This window comes from Chengkuizengella marina, from assembly GCF_009910845.1.
Taxonomy (GTDB): Bacteria; Bacillota; Bacilli; order Paenibacillales; family KCTC-33759; genus Chengkuizengella; species Chengkuizengella marina.
Map to the genome: position 1 here is coordinate 55,159 of NZ_SIJB01000025.1, position 18,990 is coordinate 74,148.

12 protein-coding genes and 2 pseudogenes are annotated in these 18,990 nt (G+C 32.2%); 3 read left to right on the forward strand and 11 right to left on the reverse strand.

Going from position 1 to position 18,990, the window contains the following annotated elements; all coding sequences use genetic code 11:
- Positions 1-74 precede the first annotated feature (74 nt).
- The gene (locus ERL59_RS11320; RefSeq protein ID WP_160646330.1) at positions 75-1,070 is read right to left on the reverse strand and encodes a DUF4003 family protein; all 996 of its coding nucleotides are present in this window, start codon (positions 1,068-1,070) and stop codon (positions 75-77) included.
- Positions 1,071-1,317: 247 nt separating this feature from the next.
- Between ERL59_RS11320 and ERL59_RS11325 the strand changes: the two genes are divergently transcribed.
- A complete protein-coding gene (locus ERL59_RS11325; RefSeq protein ID WP_160646331.1) occupies positions 1,318-1,605 on the forward strand; it encodes a DUF3817 domain-containing protein in 288 nt (95 codons plus the stop codon).
- Positions 1,606-1,774: 169 nt separating this feature from the next.
- Here the strand turns inward: ERL59_RS11325 and ERL59_RS11330 are convergent, their stop codons facing one another.
- The 7 genes and pseudogenes from ERL59_RS11330 to cspD all read right to left on the reverse strand — a co-directional run bounded on the left by ERL59_RS11330 (position 1,775) and on the right by cspD (position 12,132).
- The gene (locus ERL59_RS11330) at positions 1,775-4,273 is read right to left on the reverse strand and encodes a U32 family peptidase (RefSeq protein WP_160646332.1); all 2,499 of its coding nucleotides are present in this window, start codon (positions 4,271-4,273) and stop codon (positions 1,775-1,777) included.
- 350 nt (positions 4,274-4,623) lie between these two features.
- On the reverse strand, positions 4,624-5,061 hold the full coding sequence (locus ERL59_RS21410) for an MFS transporter (protein WP_328699941.1): 438 nt from the start codon (positions 5,059-5,061) through the stop codon (positions 4,624-4,626).
- Between the two features lie 143 nt (positions 5,062-5,204).
- A pseudogene (locus ERL59_RS21415) lies at positions 5,205-5,924 on the reverse strand (MFS transporter); the annotation flags it as partial.
- Positions 5,925-6,329: 405 nt separating this feature from the next.
- A complete protein-coding gene (sigK, locus tag ERL59_RS11340; RefSeq protein WP_160646333.1) occupies positions 6,330-7,034 on the reverse strand; it encodes an RNA polymerase sporulation sigma factor SigK in 705 nt (234 codons plus the stop codon).
- A 96-nt stretch (positions 7,035-7,130) separates the two neighbouring features.
- The gene (locus ERL59_RS11345) at positions 7,131-9,071 is read right to left on the reverse strand and encodes an endonuclease MutS2 (RefSeq protein WP_160646334.1); all 1,941 of its coding nucleotides are present in this window, start codon (positions 9,069-9,071) and stop codon (positions 7,131-7,133) included.
- A gap of 635 nt (positions 9,072-9,706) precedes the next feature.
- A pseudogene (locus ERL59_RS11350) lies at positions 9,707-11,677 on the reverse strand (lamin tail domain-containing protein); the annotation flags it as partial.
- A 254-nt stretch (positions 11,678-11,931) separates the two neighbouring features.
- Positions 11,932-12,132, reverse strand: a complete 201-nt coding sequence (gene cspD, locus ERL59_RS11355) for a cold-shock protein CspD (RefSeq protein ID WP_160646336.1) — start codon at positions 12,130-12,132, stop codon at positions 11,932-11,934.
- Positions 12,133-12,573: 441 nt separating this feature from the next.
- Here cspD and ERL59_RS11360 point away from each other — a divergent pair, with 441 nt between their 5' ends.
- The gene (locus ERL59_RS11360; protein WP_160646337.1) at positions 12,574-13,242 is read left to right on the forward strand and encodes an FMN-dependent NADH-azoreductase; all 669 of its coding nucleotides are present in this window, start codon (positions 12,574-12,576) and stop codon (positions 13,240-13,242) included.
- Between the two features lie 174 nt (positions 13,243-13,416).
- Here the strand turns inward: ERL59_RS11360 and ERL59_RS11365 are convergent, their stop codons facing one another.
- The 3 genes from ERL59_RS11365 to ERL59_RS11375 form a co-directional block, all read right to left on the reverse strand.
- Positions 13,417-14,721 carry a hemolysin family protein gene (locus tag ERL59_RS11365; protein WP_160646362.1) on the reverse strand — a complete coding sequence of 435 codons (1,305 nt, stop codon included), beginning with the start codon at positions 14,719-14,721 and terminating at the stop codon, positions 13,417-13,419.
- Between the two features lie 123 nt (positions 14,722-14,844).
- A complete protein-coding gene (locus tag ERL59_RS11370) occupies positions 14,845-16,281 on the reverse strand; it encodes a nicotinate phosphoribosyltransferase (protein WP_160646338.1) in 1,437 nt (478 codons plus the stop codon).
- 15 nt (positions 16,282-16,296) lie between these two features.
- On the reverse strand, positions 16,297-16,839 hold the full coding sequence (locus ERL59_RS11375; protein WP_160646339.1) for a cysteine hydrolase family protein: 543 nt from the start codon (positions 16,837-16,839) through the stop codon (positions 16,297-16,299).
- A gap of 305 nt (positions 16,840-17,144) precedes the next feature.
- Here ERL59_RS11375 and recQ point away from each other — a divergent pair, with 305 nt between their 5' ends.
- Positions 17,145-18,932: a DNA helicase RecQ gene (gene recQ / locus ERL59_RS11380; RefSeq protein WP_160646340.1), complete on the forward strand. Its 1,788-nt coding sequence runs from the start codon at positions 17,145-17,147 to the stop codon at positions 18,930-18,932.
- The last annotated feature ends 58 nt before the right edge of the window (positions 18,933-18,990 follow it).

Sequence of the window (18,990 nt, forward strand, 5' to 3'; positions counted from 1 at the left end):
GATTCGATGTTGAGTAAACCTCCTACAGATACTTCGTGATCAAAAGGGGATTTTTTGAACAACCACTAATATCATTACTGTGAATTTATAGTTGATGCTGCTACTGATGTTGCGACAATCGCAGATACTGCAGCAGCAGTCTGTGCAGCGATTAATGCTTCAATTGATACACTTAATGTTGTGTCAATCAACTTGTTTTGTTCAGTTTTATTTTCAATATATTGCTTACTCACGATAACAGAAGCTAAAAGTACATTCATTCCTCTTCCTAACCATTTATATTTTTTGAGCCTTTTTAAGTAGTTAGCAACTTCAATTAAATTTGTAACAACTTCATGTTGATCATCATCTAATAAGGTGATTAATCCAAGTGCTGCATAATACTGTGAATCAATCTTCAATTTGTTTTTCTTCAATTGATCAAATATACTTTTACATCTTTCAGATTTTATTTGTATATTCTCATAGCTAAATGACAAGATGTGAGAAAGCAGCTGCAGACCATTCCCTTTTCTAAATCCGTGCTCATTTAAAGCTCTATAAATTTCAATGATATTTTGAATACTTTTTTCAGTAGGTGATTCAGAATTAGCTAACATCACACATAGTGGGTAATCATCACCACTTGTAATCCACGGATGATACTTTTTGATTTCTTTAAATATCTCTAATGATTTCCTTATCCGTTCTTCCATCATGCTTTCTTCACAAGATAACAATAATGCATAACAAGTAATAGGCATATACTCACTATTTTTAAAACCTGCTTCTTTAAACCATTTTTCATAAGTTAACAATTTTAAAAATTGTGATTCTGGATCGTCAAATTCACTGCACAACAACATGGAAATCATAAACATATTACTTCTAAAGCTTGAAAACAGTCTAGTTTGATTTTTAATGTAGTCATTAGTATTTTTTATTCTGTTTTTTTCATATTTAATGTGCTTTTGAGTATAGGTTAGTGCAGCAAAGTGAAGAGATAGATTGTTTTCCCACCTAAAGTCTTTTTCAATTGTAAAATAAAGCTCTAACATTTCATCCACTTTTGTTTTTAATGATTGCTCCATGCATGTCCCTCCTATAATCAAACTCCAATTTTTTATACTTTAATAATTTATTAAAATAATTATTTTTAAATTAGAGCACAAGTGCACAAATTGGCAAGTTTCTTTATAGATATACGGAAATATAATGAGGAAAGTTTCAATTTACTAATATCTCGCTCATTTGTCATGAAAAATATTCATTTTTCTCCTCTTAACTCTACCATTTTTGATATAATGATTTTAATTTAGAAAAAGGAGCAGATTTTAATTGAGTAAATCAATTCAGTTTTTTCGTTATATCGGGTTTGCAGAAGGATTATCTTTCCTTATCCTACTTTTTATCGCAATGCCCCTTAAGTACATTTTTGAAGTTCCATTAGCAGTTTCCATTGTTGGAGCTATTCACGGAGGTTTATTTATTATTTATGTTCTTACTATTTTATATGTTTTAACTGAACATAAATGGCCATTGAAAATAGCTTTTCTTGCAGGAATTGCTTCGATTGTTCCATTTGGTCCGTTTTTATTTGATGCACGTATTTTACGAAAAAGTTAGTTTTATTAAATAGATAAAAAAGGACGGATTTTCATACGTCCTTTTTTTATTTGAAATTTGTGCACAACTGACCGATAGTTATCTTAGTGTACATATTTATATGGTTTAATTTGAAAAGAAACCCTAGTCATTATCAAAACTAAAACAGTCTATTTCCCGAGAAATATGTTTATTTTGTAAGCTGACCTCTAGTCACTCCTAACTGATTGGTAGCTTTTAATGTTCTCCACACTTCAGTACCACTGATCTCACCTTTTATTGCTTTGTCATACAAGGTAATTACTTCTTTAACTTTATCTGCAGATTCTTCTAAAAATTCAATTCTGAAATTAGATACACCAGATTTCATAAAATGTTTTAAATATTCCGCTCCAGACTGTTCAATTGCATTATAAACAGTATTCCGACAGCCCTCATCTACACGAACAGGATGTGACATTCCAATTCGATCTCTTAAGGAAACTCTATGCTCTTCACAAGGTCTTCCACAATTCGTATAATCTGTTCCCTCACTTAAAAAAGTACAATAAACACAATGCTCTGTATGGTACATTGGCAAATGTTGATGTATTACCACTTCCAATTTAGACGTATCCGTTTTGTTTAATAAATCCATCATTTGCTGAATATTTAAATCATATGAAGGTGTACAGCGATCCAATCCTGAATTTAGGAAAAGGGCAATGGTTTTATGGTTTGCCATGTTTAAGGAAAAATCACCGAACATTTGTGGGAATACTTCAGTCGGATTTTGCTCTTTTCTTTTTATAAAATCATACACAGCTCCTGTATTTCTTAGAAGTACTGCATCGGGACTCAACCTTAAAATATGATTGAAGTATCCTGTTTCACCTGGCATATGAATACGAGGTGTAGTTAGAGCAATCTTTTTCCCTGCTTTTCGGACACTTTCTACCGCAGCTGGATATTGTTTTATAAATTCAAAATCTGCGTAAATCCATTCAATATGTGTTTCACATACAGCTTGAACCTGTTCTAAACTTCTACACAGAATTACAAGGTTAGGTTGGTTAGCTGGTTTTTGTTTCATAAAAGCATCTGCATATACATCAACTTCTCTTTTTGTATAAATGATAGGTTTTTGACGACTTTTGACTAACTGTTCAACCGCTTCACGTCGGACTTTATTCAATTCTTTGATTGGAACAATGACTTGTCCTTGTAAATGATTAATTACTTTTTCCAAATAGAAAATTGTACCACCCATACGACCTAGCTGATCCTGTAAAATTTCATCCTCTAAAGGTCTTTTGATCGCTTTTTCTAAATCCCTATCTGTTTGTACTGTAACTTTATGTTTGGTTTTTATATCAGTAAATTCTGCGGTTAGTGGTTCTCCCTCTTTGCCACAAACCTTCACTTCTAATGGAAAAATGTGATAAGGTTTTTCAGTTTCAAACGTTTCACGCAGTGTTTTATCTAATTTTGGATCATTCGTTTTCCATATTCGTTCACCAACATGCACTCTTTGTAAATTGATATCGTTGCGACCTAATATAATCTCAATCCATTGTCCTTCTCTTGCCTCACCCTCAAACTTAACACCATCAACTCTTAAATCGTAAATACGTCCGCCTTCTTCATCTTTAGTTGGGTCACCAGCATCATAAACGATCCCATCACCACGTTTCAAAGGAGCTTCTAACTTACAAACAACACCTCTTTTAGTTACTTGTTTTACATCACCTAAAAAGACGCCTCTGCTTTTAGGAAATGTCCCCTCTACTAATTGTTTATTGTTTGTCCCCTTTAAAAATCCGAATGTGAAACCACGTGAAAAGCTTTGCTGCAATTCGCGCATTTCATGTTTATTTGGTTTTGCATTTTGACCTTTAAAATACCGATCTATCGCTTTTCTGTATTTACTCACTACATTCGCAACATATTCAGGACTTTTTAATCTACCTTCTATTTTAAAAGAAGTAACCCCTGCTGCTATCAGTTCTGGTACGATTTCAATTGCTGCTAAATCTTTTGGAGACAATAGATAAGTGACATCTCCCATTGGTTGATGTTCACCGTCAACCATCATGTCATAAGGCAATCTACAAGCTTGAGCACACTCACCTCGGTTCGCTGAACGCCCTCCCCACATTTCTGAGGTTAAACATTGACCAGAATAGGAAACACAAAGTGCACCATGAACAAAGACCTCCATTGGCAGTTTGGCCTCTTCTCCAATTCGTTGAATGTGTTTCAAATTATTTTCTCTTCCTAAAACAATTCTTTCCATATCATAAGATTTCGTAAACTCTGCTGCTTCAGGTGAAGTAATTGTCATTTGAGTAGAACCATGAATAGGAAAGTCAGGTGAGATATCACGAATCATTTTAACTAATCCCAAATCTTGTACAATCAAAGCGTCTACTCCTGCATCCATACAGGCTTCAACCAACTGTTTTGCTGCTTCTAATTCATCCTCAAACACAAGGATGTTAAACGTAACAAACCCTTTTACTCCATAAGTATGCAAAAAAGACATAACCTCAGGCAAATCTTCTATTGTAAAGTTTTTAGCTCTTACTCGAGCATTAAACTTGTCTACTCCAAAATAAACAGCATCTGCTCCGTTGGCTACTGCTGCTTTCATACAAACCCAATTACCCGCAGGTGCCAGTAATTCTATATCTTCTATTTGACGTTTCATTATAATCCTCCACTTATTTTTGACACACAAAATGATCTTACATCATTGTATATGTTCAGGTCATTTAGGTCAAAGATTGTTTATGAATGCATTAAAAATCAACAGCGTATTTATCATATGTTTTTTTTTTACACATTATAATTTTTGAAAATTAAAAGATTTAGTAAATTAAATATATTTGGATGATAGAATTGTATTAAGTAGTTTTAATAGAAATATGTCCCCAATTGAAGATGATCAACAAAATGAAATATTAGATCAACTTCTAAAATACATTCCATTAGTCGGAAATAAATATATCTAAGGGGCTATTAGTATGACAGCCCCTTAGCATATCAATATTTAAATCATTAATTATTCATCTCTACTCCGTTTAAGTTCTTATTTAAACCTTTTTGTTTCCTCATCAAAACAGCCATTACATAATATAATCCTGCACCTATAAAAGCCAATAAAGCGATTAGCATAAATGTCAATTGAAAACCAATCCATGTTGTTAAAGATATAGATAATGGAGCAATGGTTTTCCCGATTGTATATCGTAAACTTGCAGCGGCATAATACTGTCCTAGCATTTCTTTTGGTGCTAGCTTAGCAACAAAGGACTCTTGAATCCCAACAGCCATTAACTCTGCTACTGTAAATATGAACATTGCAAATATCAATCCCCAAATTTGAACCGTCTGACCAAACAATAAAATAGATACTCCATACGTAAATGCACTAGCCATAAACACTTTATATGGTTCGAAACGTTCGGCAACTTTTGTAGCATAAAGTGTAAACAATACAACAAGTAGTCCATTTTCAGCAAGAATCCAACTAAAGACTTTTTTACCTGAAACATCAAACGACCAATTATTGAAGTTAAATAAAGTTTGATTCGGTACAGATTCAGATATATATACACCAACAGCAAATCCATTTGCATAAAGGTTTGTGCCAGTAAAATTCCTGCAACTATAAATAAAAAGAAGGCTTTATCCTTAATAATAACACTGTAATTTCTACCCTGCTCTATTAAGAAAGAATACCATTGTTCATCTTTATTCTCCTTATTTGTTTTCTCAATTACATTTGGAGCTGTTTCACGTATGAGCCTTTGAAGAACAATTGTGAAAATAACACTTGTTATAAACGCTGCAGCTAGTAATTCAAACCGATAATCAAAAAAGAAAAAACCTCCTAATATTGGCCCTACAACTACAGATATATTTATCATAATGTAAAATACAGCAAAAACTTGAGTGCGATCTTTTTCTGGAACCACATCAGCTATCATGGCATGACTAGCTGGCCAATAAAAAGCACCAAAAATCCCTAATAATGAAAATGAAATAAATGATAAAATAGGTGATTCATACCAGGGAGAATTTGCTAAAAGGAACATTAAAAATGCAAATGATACACCTAAGTATGAATAAACCATCATTCTTTTTCTACCGAATCGATCAGCACAATATCCTCCAAATAAATTTGCAATAACACCTAAACATTGAGAAGTTACCATTAATATACTAGCTGTACCTTTACCGAAAACTTCTGTAAAATATATAGCCATAAAAGGAAAATACATCCAAAATAATATGTTGATTACAGCTTCTCCATACAACCTAACTTTTAAATTCCGATCCCAGTCTCTCCACTTCATAATAAACACCTCATTCAATTCTTAGTAAAACTTATGAAAAACAAAAAATAGACACATCGCAGCTACGATACGTCTATTTAATGAATTTATCAAAAAATAAAAATGCAGCTCACAATAATATAAGTGACCTGCATCATCAATTCTTTTTGAAAACAATATATAAATATAAGATAAAAAGTTAATGATCCGCTAAGGTCACGTAATATGATTTTTTCTGATTTTGATTAAAATAAATGTATAAGCTCACGTTACGTAACCTCCCATTAATTTAAAGTCTCAACTATCTTAACATCTTCCTTTTTTTATTGTCAAGAAAAATATAACAATTTGAAGTTACAACCACATCATGATTTTATTTGTACTAAAACCAATCCCCACAAGCTTATCGAAGCTAGTGAGAATCTCTTACAACTTTTTCACTCTATAAAATTCATGAAATAACTTCATTAAAGCTCTCTTTTCAATCCTAGATACATAGGATCTAGAAATACCTAAATCTTTTGCAATTTCTCTTTGTGTAAGTTCTTCTCCTCCTTGAATTAATCCAAATCTCCCCTTAATAACTTCACGCTCTCGATCATCTAAAATATGAAGATTGCTGTAAATTTTACTTTTTTCAATTTTTAATTGAACTTTGTCTACTACTTCATCTGATTCTGTTCCTAAAATATCAATTAACGTGATTTCATTACCTTCTTTGTCCGTTCCAATTGGATCTTGAAGAGATACATCCTTTCTTGTTTTCTTTAAAGAACGAAGATGCATTAATATTTCGTTTTCTATACATCTAGCTGAAAACGTTGCTAACTTCGTCCCTTTGTTGGCTTTATAACTTTCAATCGCTTTGATTAAACCAATTGTTCCGATGGAAATTAAATCTTCAATGTCTTCACCAGTATTATCAAATTTCTTTACAATGTGAGCAACCAAACGAAGATTATGCTCGATGAGAATGTTCCTAGATTCCTGATGGCCTTCTGCCATTAATCGTAAATGTTTGGCTTCATCTTTTTCAGCTAAAGGTTGGGGAAAAGCATTGTTTTTTACATAGGAAACAAAAAACACTAACTCCTTAGCAAACAACGCTAAAGCTGCAAAGAAACCAGGCATGTGTTAACACCCCCACATAAAAAGAGAATGTTATATCTTATGTGGGCGATTACCTATCTGTGCAAGTACCGAAGAAATTTAATTTTCTTTGTGCTCCTATACCTCATCCCGATCATACTCAATACTCAATCCTTCAACATGTTTTCGAGTTAGTTGATTCCGTTTCTTACGATTCTCTTTTGTTTCAAAAATGATATCAAAATCGTAATTTTCTGGATATAATTCTTCCGCTTTGATATGCAGTTTAATTCGTTTATGATTGAGAACCTTTTTCTCCCCTTTGATCATTACCACGACATCTCCAACTTCATTTACTGGCTTATAAACAATACCATATTGTTTTAAATACGGTATAAATACATTGTCTCCTATATGAAATTTAGGTAATTCTTCACTTTTACTTTTTTGCTCTTTTTTTATCTTTTTGAAACGTTTTTTTGACGCTAATTGTTTTTCTTGATTTCTCCATTCCCTTGTCCCAGACGCGTTTGATTCATAAAACTTTTTTTCTTTATAAGTGATTAAATGCGCCTTTTCTATTAGTTTTGGATGCATACCTAAACCTATAGCTATATGAAAAGCTTGACTATCCCCACCTTTGCCTATCAATAATTTATACTTAGGGTGTAATGTTTTTCGGTCAAATTCCATTGAAGCATTTTCAAAACCCTTATGTTTTGATGCAAATTTCTTGATCTCACTATAATGAGTTGTAGCAAATATGAGAGCTCCTTTTTCATACAATTCTTCCAATATTGCAACAGCTAATCCCATCCCTTCACCTGGATCTGTTCCTGAACCCAATTCATCAATAAGGACAAGAGTTTTATCTGTTGTTTTAGACAATATATCAATAATATTTTTTATTCTTGAAGAAAATGTACTTAATGACTGCTCTATATTTTGACCATCACCGATATCTACTAAGATATGATCAAATATACTTAACTCACTTTCTTCCCCTACTGGAACATGCAAACCACATTGGGCCATAATAGTTAATAATCCAACTGTTTTAATCGTTACTGTTTTGCCTCCCGTATTTGGTCCAGTAATCACTAGAGCATCATATGATTCGCCTATCTTTACATTTAAAGGAACGGCATCCGCACCTAGTAACGGATGTCTTGCATTTTTCAAGTTTATGATTTGAACATCATTCATGGAAACAGCTAGACCATTTATTTCTTGACTGTATTTTGCTTTAGCAAACAAAACATCATAATGAATCATCATTTCAATTGCAATATTTAATTCTGGTTCAGATTCTTCAATTAAATTGGTTAGCATGGAACAAATTTTTTCCTCTTCAAGTTGCTCGTCAATTTTCAATAATTGTAGCTCTTGATGACACCTACTTACATCTTCTGGTTCAATAAATACAGTTGAGCCAGAGGCAGAAGTATCATAAACAACCCCGTTTATATTCTTTCGATATTCTTTACGCACTGGAATGACGTAATGTCCATCTCTCATACTCACTATCTTTTCTTGAATAAATTTAGCATATTTTTTTGATTTTAATACTTTTTCAATTCTCTCTTTCATTTCTGCCTCTAGTATTAAAATATTTTTTCGTATTTTACTCATTGCCTTGCTAGCTCTATCATCTACTTTTCCATTGCGAATACATCGATTTATTTCTTCATGTAAATGAGAAAAATCTGAGGTTGAATAAATATATGAGCTAACTCTTGGAGCTATACTTTCCTTGTCTTTCATAAATTGTTTCATTTTCTTTACACTATCTAAAAATTCAATACATTTGTTAAATTGATCGGGACGTAATATCATTCCTTTGTTTAACCTTCCCATTAATTGCTCCATTCCATTTAAGCTATGAACAGGTACACTTGTGTTTCTCTTTAAAATTGTTTTTGCCTCTGTTGTTTCAGCTAAAGCACTTTGAATCGCATTTAACTGGTATATTGGTTTCATAGCCTTTAATTTTTGTTTACCCTCTTGGGATAAAGAATACTTCATTATTTCTTTTTGCACTTTAGTAAATTCTAAAGTTTCAATCGTATGTTGGTTCATGTTCTTTCCTCCGTTTTAAATGAATTGAAATAAAAAAAGACGACAATGAACAAAGATTCATTGTCGTCTTTATAAAATGTACGAGGGCTCTATATGTTTGATCTTGTGTCAAACGTTACACTCAAATAGCACAAAAAAACTGTGCAATTGGCACAGAGATGTGTCGTACGTATATAAATAACGAACTATACCAATGTTCTTAACTTAAAGTACAGGATCAAATAAATACACTTAAATAAACGTCCTATTTTTAAAAAATAAGTACATCATTTATAATGATCCAATATTTACTTTGATTAGTTAAGAACGACTCCACTCATAAAATATAGCTCCTCATTATTTATCTTTACATTATACTGTTTTTGTTTCATTTTGTCACTATAACAATCATTCATTTTAATATTGCAGGTAACACTAATTGTATGAATGAACAAAAAAAAGATCTTAGTTATTCACTAAGATCTTTCTAAATTATAATGAATTATTTTATATCAATGAAAACCAATATAATCAAACGTATTATTGGGATGTGATGACCATTCATTGCTATTATAACTTGTAGTCCCAGAAATAATGTCCGCATTTCTTACTAATGTGATATCTTTTGCAAACTGTGTGCCCATAAATCCAATAACATCTATGATTTCATTGTTTTGTTTTAAAGTAATCGAATCGTCTCCATTAAAAGATAGATTAGACGTGGTCATATCTGAAACATTTAAAAGTGTTTGGTCTGCGCTAGAATGTGAAATGATAAAAACTTGCTCGTTTTGTAATATGCCACTTAAGTTTATTGAAGTTGAAGTATTTGACAGCTGAATCGAATAACCAGAAGATAAATCAATATCTTGCCCTGTTCCATTATAAATCTCAAGCGATTTATTGAAACTACTGCCTTCTATATATTCTGAAAAGAATAAGCTTTCTGTATTGGTGCCACCACCTACAGATGTATGTGTTCCGATATAATCAAACGTATTATTAGGGTGTGGTGTCCATTCATTACTATTATAGATAGTTGTTCCGGAAGTAATGTCTTCATTTCGAATTAAAGTGGTATCCTTCGCAAATTGTGTGCCTGATACTCCTATTACATCAACGATTTCATTATTTTGTTTTAAAGTAATTGAATCGTCTCCATTAAAAGATAGGTTGGACGTAGTCATATCTGAAATATTCAAAAGTGTTTGGTTTGCGCTAGAATGAGATATAACAAATACATCTCCTTTTTGTAGTGTTCCCGATAATGAGATGTTTGTTGATACATTGGAAAGTTCGATCTTATAACTGGAAAGGTTGATATCTTGATCAGACCCATTATAAATCTCCAATGCTTTATTATAACTACTTCCCTCTATATACTCTGAGAAATAAATACCATCTTCTATTGAAGGGTCGGTTGGAATTGAATCAGTACTGTGACCATATGATCCCTGTGCAAAGCTTGAAGCATCCCACCAATTGTATCCAGCATCTGGCTGTGACCAAGGCTCAAATTCAGGTTCAGTTGAATTTTGAGGTATTTCCATATTTAACAAAGCAGTTGGTTGATCTAACTCCAATCCAGCAACTGTGGCAAAACTAGAATAATCTTCTTGAATAGACAACCAATTTATGATGTTTATAAGGAGTGTGGCATCATCTTGTTCTAAAAAACCATCGTAAGTTGTTTTTGTCTGACCATTTTCTTCTCTAACATACTTAGGAGTACTATCCTCAACGGGTGATGAATCTCCAATAAATGCTGCTTTTCCTAAACCTAATTTAGAAATGGCTGCGTATGGACCTTCTTCTAAACCACCATTGTTATAAACACCTTGATCTACAGCATAGTTCCATGCAGCATTGGTTTGCGGAAGGTAAACTATACCCTTAGCTTTTGTTGGATCTAATATAGCTAATGTTGATCCTGCATGCATCGCTACATTCTGAACACCTTCTGTAATTCCAAAGGATTGTTCAGGGATAACGATCTGATTTGCAGTCACATCACCAATAGCATTATAACGAAAGCGAATGCCAAAATGTTCAGCAAGCCAATCAGAATTTAACACATTTTCCATTGCAGTCGAGTTTGCTTCTTCAGTGCTCATTCCTTTTGTTGGATTCTCCCATGCACCACGACGATAACCATTAAAAATCTCTGAAGAATCCCATCTATTTTTATTTCGATCTGCGTTGTAATGATCAGAAATAAAGAATATACTTCCTCCTTCTTGAACATATTGAATCATTGCATTTTGTTCAGAAACTTTGTAAGGAATATTTGCTTCAGGGATAACAAATACATCATAAGTACTTAAATCAGCGTATGTAATAGGTGATGATGTTCTAAGCTCCTTTACATCATATCCATGGTCTGCAATCGCGTTTGCAAAATCAGAAAATGCACCATCAATTACCCAATCTGCAGCACCAGCCGTTTGACCATGGGTATTATCAAATAAAACAGATTTACCATTTACCTGTCCTCTTGCTTGAATTTCTGGGGCTGGATCATTGGGTCCTTCTGCAAGACTTTGAACATTTGCGAATAGAGGAAAAAACAATAAAATATAAATGATAATTACGGAGTACCACTTTTTTTTCTTTGTTTGAAAAAACATAGAACACTCTCCCAACAAATATTTTTGATCATAATATAATGAAAATAAAATCACCATGATCTACTACTAAATGTACCAAAAGTTGTTTAGAAATGTACGAATATTTGTAAAAGAAATGTAAAATCACTCACTAAAATGATGATTATAATAAAAAAATCCCCATTAGAATGAACTAATGGGGATTTTCATTTACTTTGTTGTAAACGTTAGATTTGAAATAAATATGCTTAAAAGCGATTATTCGCTTTATATCTTTATTTTTTTACTACGTTAACAGCTTGAGGTCCACGGTTACCTTCTTCTACGTCAAAAGAAACTGCTTGACCTTCTTCTAAAGTTTTGAAACCTTCACCAGTGATAGCTGAGAAATGTACGAAAACATCATCTCCACCTTCAACTTCGATAAAACCGAAACCTTTGTCAGCATTAAACCATTTTACAGTACCGTTTTGCATTAAAAAATCCTCCTAAATATACCTTAAGTACATATTCTTAATTAATCATCTCACCTATATAAAACGTTTAAAAAGCTGCAACTTTTAAGAAGATTCAACTCTGCTATCTCCTTAAAAGTTACAGCTAAATTAAATCTGTATTATATTTGTAAATGATTTAAATTAACTATACCACTTAATGAATTTAAAAGCAAACTTCTTTTAAGACTGAAATTATGAATTGTGAGTCATTTTAGCAATATCAAATATACCAAGACCATCCATCTTTTATAAATCTTGTTTTTTTGAACTATTTTTGATCTCATCCTTTTTTTATAATATAACAAAATATATATGTAAATTTAACATTTAAATATCACATAATTACTTGACATAACTTGATTAATATTTTAATATTACTTACATAAAGTAATTAATAGCATAGTGAGGGGAAGATGATTAGTGGGTAAATTATTATATATTACAGCTCATCCATTATCTGAAGAAAATTCAGTAAGTCAGCAAATAGGGAAAGAATTTTTAGCAACATACAAAAAGAAAAATCCAGATGTAGAAATTGTTAAACTAGACCTTCATAACGAAAATATTCCTTTACTTGATGAAGATGTACTTAGTGCCTGGGGTAAGTTAGGTGAAGGAGAGAGTTTTGAGTCATTAACAAAAGAACAACAATCTAAATTAGGTCGCATCAATGAGTTAACAGATCAATTTGTTGAAGCAGATCGTTATGTATTTGTAACTCCATTATGGAATTTTAGTTATCCTCCAACATTAAAGGCATATATTGATACATTTGCAATAGCAGGAAAAACATTTAAGTATACTGAAACTGGACCTGTTGGATTATTAGAAGGGAAAAAGGCTGTTCATATTCAAGCTGCTGGAGGTATATACTCTGAAGGACCTGCACAAGGAATGAACTTTTCCGATAGTCACTTAAAAGCAGTATTAGGTTTTGTTGGAGTTACTGATGTCACTAGTATCATTGCTGAAGGACTGGCTTTGGGAACAGAGAAAGCTGAAGAAAGCAAACAAACTGCAATGGAAGAAGCACAGGAATTAGCAGCTAACTTTGACAAAAAAGGTTTATTAAAACGTATTTTTTCATAAAGAAACAAATAGCCATATTACATTCTTAACATAAAACTCTGTATGAGTTAAAGACTTAGCTAATCTCCTTCATTCTTTAAAATTTTTAATCTGAAAGATTTATAAATTTTTTTAAAAAGTCAGCTTCCACATAACTGGAAGCTGACTTTTATTGTTGGATCTTAACATAAATAATTATTTATTTTCTTTGTCTGAAGAACTTTTTCTTACTTCAACTTTCTTCACTTGATGCCCATCATGTTCGATGATTTTAAAATCATAGCTGCCTTTTTTAATAACAACTCCATCTTCAATTTCATCAGCTTCAGATAAAACCCAACCACCAATCGTATCTAAATCTGTATTTCTTATATTTAAATTATATAGTTCATTTACGTCTTCAATTAGTACTTTCCCATCTAGTATTGCACTAGTTTCATTAATTTTATTAATGTTTGGTTGTTCATTTTCATCAAACTCGTCACGAATTTCCCCTACAATCTCCTCTAAAATATCTTCAACAGTGACTAAACCTGCAGTACCCCCATATTCATCTACAAGAATTGCCATATGCATGCGTTCTTTTTGTAATTTTGCTAATAAATCCTTTATAGGTATCGTCTCAATGACTTGAATAATTGGTCGAATATAATGTTCAAGTTTCTCTTGTTTACCATTTATATAATCTCCAAAGATCTCCTTCACATTAACCATTCCAATAATTTGATCTTTATCGTTTATGGCAACGGGATATCTTGTATATTTTTCTCTATTTATAATTGCTAAATTTTCTTTCACATCATAATTTTTAAATATAACGCTGATCTCAGTTCTTGGGATCATGATTTCTTTTGCAAGTCGATCATCAAATTCAAAAATATTATTTACATATTGCAATTCAGATTGATTAATTTCACCGCTTTTATAACTTTCTGATAATATGAGGCGCAGTTCTTCTTCCGTATGTGCAAGCTCATGTTCTGATGCGGGTTTTATTCCAAATAAACGAACAAATATTCTTGCAGAACCATTTAAAACCCAAATAAATGGATACATGATAGCATTAAATAAAATTAAAGGTTTTGCCAACATCAAACTAACCATTTCAGCCTTTTGAATGGCAACGGTTTTTGGAGCAAGCTCACCAAGTACAACATGTAAGAAAGTAATAATGCTAAATGCAATAATAAAGGATAATGTTGATGAAACCGTGCTTGAAAAATGAAAATACTCAAAGATAGGTTCCAATAAAACTTCTACCGTAGGTTCACCTATCCAACCTAATCCAAGGGCTGTAATTGTAATTCCTAATTGAGCCCCAGACAAATAACCATCTAAATTATTCAAGACTTTTCTAACTGCTTTTGCGTTTTTATTTCCTTCCTTTACTAAGGAGTCAATTCTGGTGCTTCTTACTTTAACAATGGCAAATTCCACTGCTACAAAAAAGGCTGTTAACAAAATAAGTAGTGCTACGATAAATAAGTTTAAATAATCCAACAAAAGTACCTTACGCCTAACAGGGTAAGGTTTCACCTCCTAAATAGTTTAAAAACACCATATGATTATACTTGTATCTTATGGTCCTTACATTTTATCAAAAAATACATTTAGATGCACATTTCATTTTATTTCAGCTAATAATTTCATTTTCATATCCCATAACTTTTGAGATAAATCAACATGATAAACATGAGGTTTTGAAAACCGTTTATGTTCCTTTGAAAATTGATCTAGATTTTCTTTAACATTATCAACAATTTCACTGATAGAAGGAGATTGATACACCAATCCACCTTTTAAATATATAGGTTGTAACAATTCAAACCATTTACATTGCTGAACTATTTTTCTTTTCCACGTGTGAATTGGATCAAACACTTCAAATGGTTGACTTGGAATTTTTTCATCTTCTAGCATAATTAAATCAACTAAAGCTTCATTTTTATCCTCATTTACAAAGCGGACTACTTTTTTCAAACAAGGATTTGTTATTTTTTCAGGATTTTCAGATCGTTTAATTTTCGGAACCCATTTATTGTTTATTTTCTCAGAAGCTAATTTATAAACACAGCCAAGTGCTGGTTGATCGTAAGCAGTAATTAGTTTTGTACCCACTCCATAAGCATCAATCTTTGCATCTTGAGATTCTAATTCTCTAATCGTATATTCATCTAATTCATTGGATGCAACAATAATAGCGTCATAAAACCCTGATTGATCTAAACTCTCCCTAGCTTTTTTACTCAAATATGCTAAATCGCCACTATCTAATCGAATTCCATATTTTTGAGGTTTACCATGCTTCTTGAACACTTGTTTAAAAATTTTTATAGCATTGGGTAATCCTGATTTTAAGGTATCATAAGTATCCACAAGTAAAATGAGTTGATCTGGAAATAACTCTGCATAACTACGAAATGCTTCAAGTTCACTTTCAAAACTCATGATCCAGCTGTGTGCATGAGTACCAGAGATCATTAAGTTAAATTCCTTCCCAGCTTTTACATTAGAGGTCGAACTGCACCCTCCGATGATCGCTGCTCTGGATCCAAGTACTGCACTTTCGACACCTTGAGCTCTGCGTGCTCCAAATTCTAAAATTGGTTTTCCTTTGGAAACTTTAACCATTCGATTCGCTTTTGTGGCAATCAAACTCTGATGACCGATTTGTGTAAGCAATGCAGTTTCAATAAACTGGGCTTCAAATAATCTAGTTTTCACTTTTATGATTGGCTCATTCGGAAATACGATCGTACCTTCTGGAACTGCGTACAAGTCACCTGTAAAGCTTAAATTTTTTAGATAGTCAAAAAAACGTTCATCTTGGAATATCCCTGTTGATTTTAAAAACTCAATTTCTGACTCTGAAAAGCTCAAATTTTGAATATACTGTATCACTGTCTCTAAACCAGCAGCAATTGTATAACCATTCTGAAATGGATTTTTTCTAAAAAACAAATCAAAAGCGACTTCATCGTCCATTTTTCCTGTTTTGTAATATCCATACATCATTGTAAATTGATATAAATCAGCAAACATACTCAAATTAGTATTCATGCTATCTCCTTTTATTCACTTGATAATCTCCGTATGAAAACATAACTTTGCATGTTCTAAAAATAATTCCTGATGTTTGGTAAATGTCGCTGTTCCTCTGCTATGAATGACCGTTTTAAATCCATTTGCATCCGCTCCTGCTATCGTTAAGAAGTCACAAATATCAGTACATACACCTACAATATGCACCTTCTTCACATTCCAACCGTTTAATATCACTTTTAAATCTGTACCATGGAATGCATTATAATTTTCCTTTGGTACGTAAAACAGCCTTTTATTGTTTTTATTAACTTCATACCAATTTTCTAAATCGCCATAAAGTTTCTGACCCCAACTGCCTACAACGTTATGAACTGGCCATAATTCAAAATGTTCATCATTCTCTTGATGAGCATCCATAGCGATAACTACTAAACCTTTTTGATCTAAAAAAGTTTGGGCTATTCCCATGATATAAGGAACAATTTTCTGTGCAGGTTCACCAGCTGTTAAAGCACCATTTTCATGTACAAAATCATTACTCATGTCCACAATAAGTAAAGCTTCATTTAACATCACAATCCCTCCTTCCCCATTTTTAAATAATAAAAGAAAATATCACAATTCATTATTTATAAATTCAATCCAATGATTCATAAACTACAGTTTATGAAGAAATTAAATAAGGAAAAAATCACTTATAGGAGACTTTTAGAGGATGTGTTACAGCCAGGTAAGTGATAAAATTGCTATAATAAGTGTAATTTAATTATTCCATATTTTAGAATGATTAAAAAGGTTAAACTTTATGATATGATGATTTTTTTTGATAATGGATAATTATATGAATGAGTTACAGCTTCAATGAAAGGAAGTTTATTATGAAACGCTTGATATATGAAAAACTAAAAGATGTATATGGATATGCTTCATTCAAGCAAGGACAACAAGAAATGGTGGAAAGTATATTACAAAAAAAAGACTCTGTCGCCATCATGCCAACGGGAGGTGGCAAATCATTATGTTATCAGTTACCAGCTCTTATTTTTGAAGGAACAACCTTTGTTATCTCTCCATTAATCTCATTAATGAAGGATCAAGTAGATACTCTAAATGCGATGGGAGTCTCTAGTACATATATTAATAGCTCTGTTTCAGTGAAAGAAATGAACAATCGACTAAAAAATATTTCAGAACAAAAATATAAACTCGTATATATCGCACCAGAGAGGTTAGATTCAGAATACTTTATGGTGCGACTTCAAAACATTCATATTCCTTTGATTGCTATTGATGAGGCTCATTGTATTTCTCAGTGGGGGCATGATTTTCGACCAAGTTATATGAACATCTATCAACTGATTAGCAAACTACCAAAGAGACCAGTTATTGCAGCGTTTACAGCCACAGCAACAGATAAAGTTGAAGCAGATATCATACGCAACTTAAGACTACAAGAACCGACTATTACGAAAACAGGTTATGCTAGAAATAATCTATCTTTTTCCGTTCTAAAAGGGGTTCACAAGCAAGATTTTTTACAAAATTATTTGCGGGATCGAACTGATGAATCTGGAGTAATTTACGCATCTACCCGTAAGGAAGTAGATCAATGTTATGAAAATCTCAAGAAGTTGGGTTTTAGTGTAGAAAAATACCATGCTGGATTAACGGAAAAAGTACGAAAATCCAATCAAGATCTTTTTTTGTTTGATGACATAAAAATCATAGTTGCTACAAATGCTTTTGGTATGGGAATTGACAAATCAAATGTCCGTTTTGTCATTCATTTAAATTTACCAAAAAATATTGAATCTTATTATCAAGAAGCTGGAAGAGCTGGTAGAGATGGGGAGTCTGGGGAATGTATTTTATTATTTTCACCTCAAGATATCATTACACAGAAATATTTGATTGAACAATCTGAAAAGGATGACAATTATAAAGCAAAAGAATATAGTCAGTTACAGCAAATGATCGATTATTGCCATACAAGTAACTGTTTACAACAACATATCGTTCGTTATTTTGGGGATCAGACTTATGATATTTGTCATAAATGTAGCAACTGTAAAGATGATCGAAAATTAACTGACATCACAAACGATGCCTTAAAGGTAATTTCTTGTGTAAAAAGAATGAGGGAAAGATTTGGAGTTACTTTAACAGCTAAGGTTTTAAAAGGGTCTGCTGACAGTAAAGTAAAACAATTTAAGTTTGATCAATTATCCACATATGGTTTAATGAAAGAAAAAAAGGAAAAAGAAGTCATACAACTTATCCAATTACTCATCGCAGATGGTTTTCTTGAATTGACTGAAAGTAAATTTCCAATAGTCAAGTTAAACAATAAATCCATACAGGTACTGAAAGGTGAAGAGAAAGTATTTCAAAAAGTGCAGATCATTACAAAAAAAGAAAAGTCCTTCAATTACGACAAAGATTTGTTCGAAGTACTGAGGGGTTTACGAAAACAAATTGCAGATGAAGAAAATCTTCCACCGTTCACAATTTTCCATGATGCTTCATTAGTAGAAATGTGTGAGGTACGCCCTAATAATGAAGTTGCATTTTTAGCAATAAAAGGTGTAGGACAGGCAAAGTTTCAAAAATATGGGGAGAGGTTTATTAAATGTTTAGCTGATTTTCAAGATTCAATAACTGGGTAAAAAAATAACCCGCAAAAGTAAACTATAACATTGAAATCCATTTATAAAACGAGTTCAA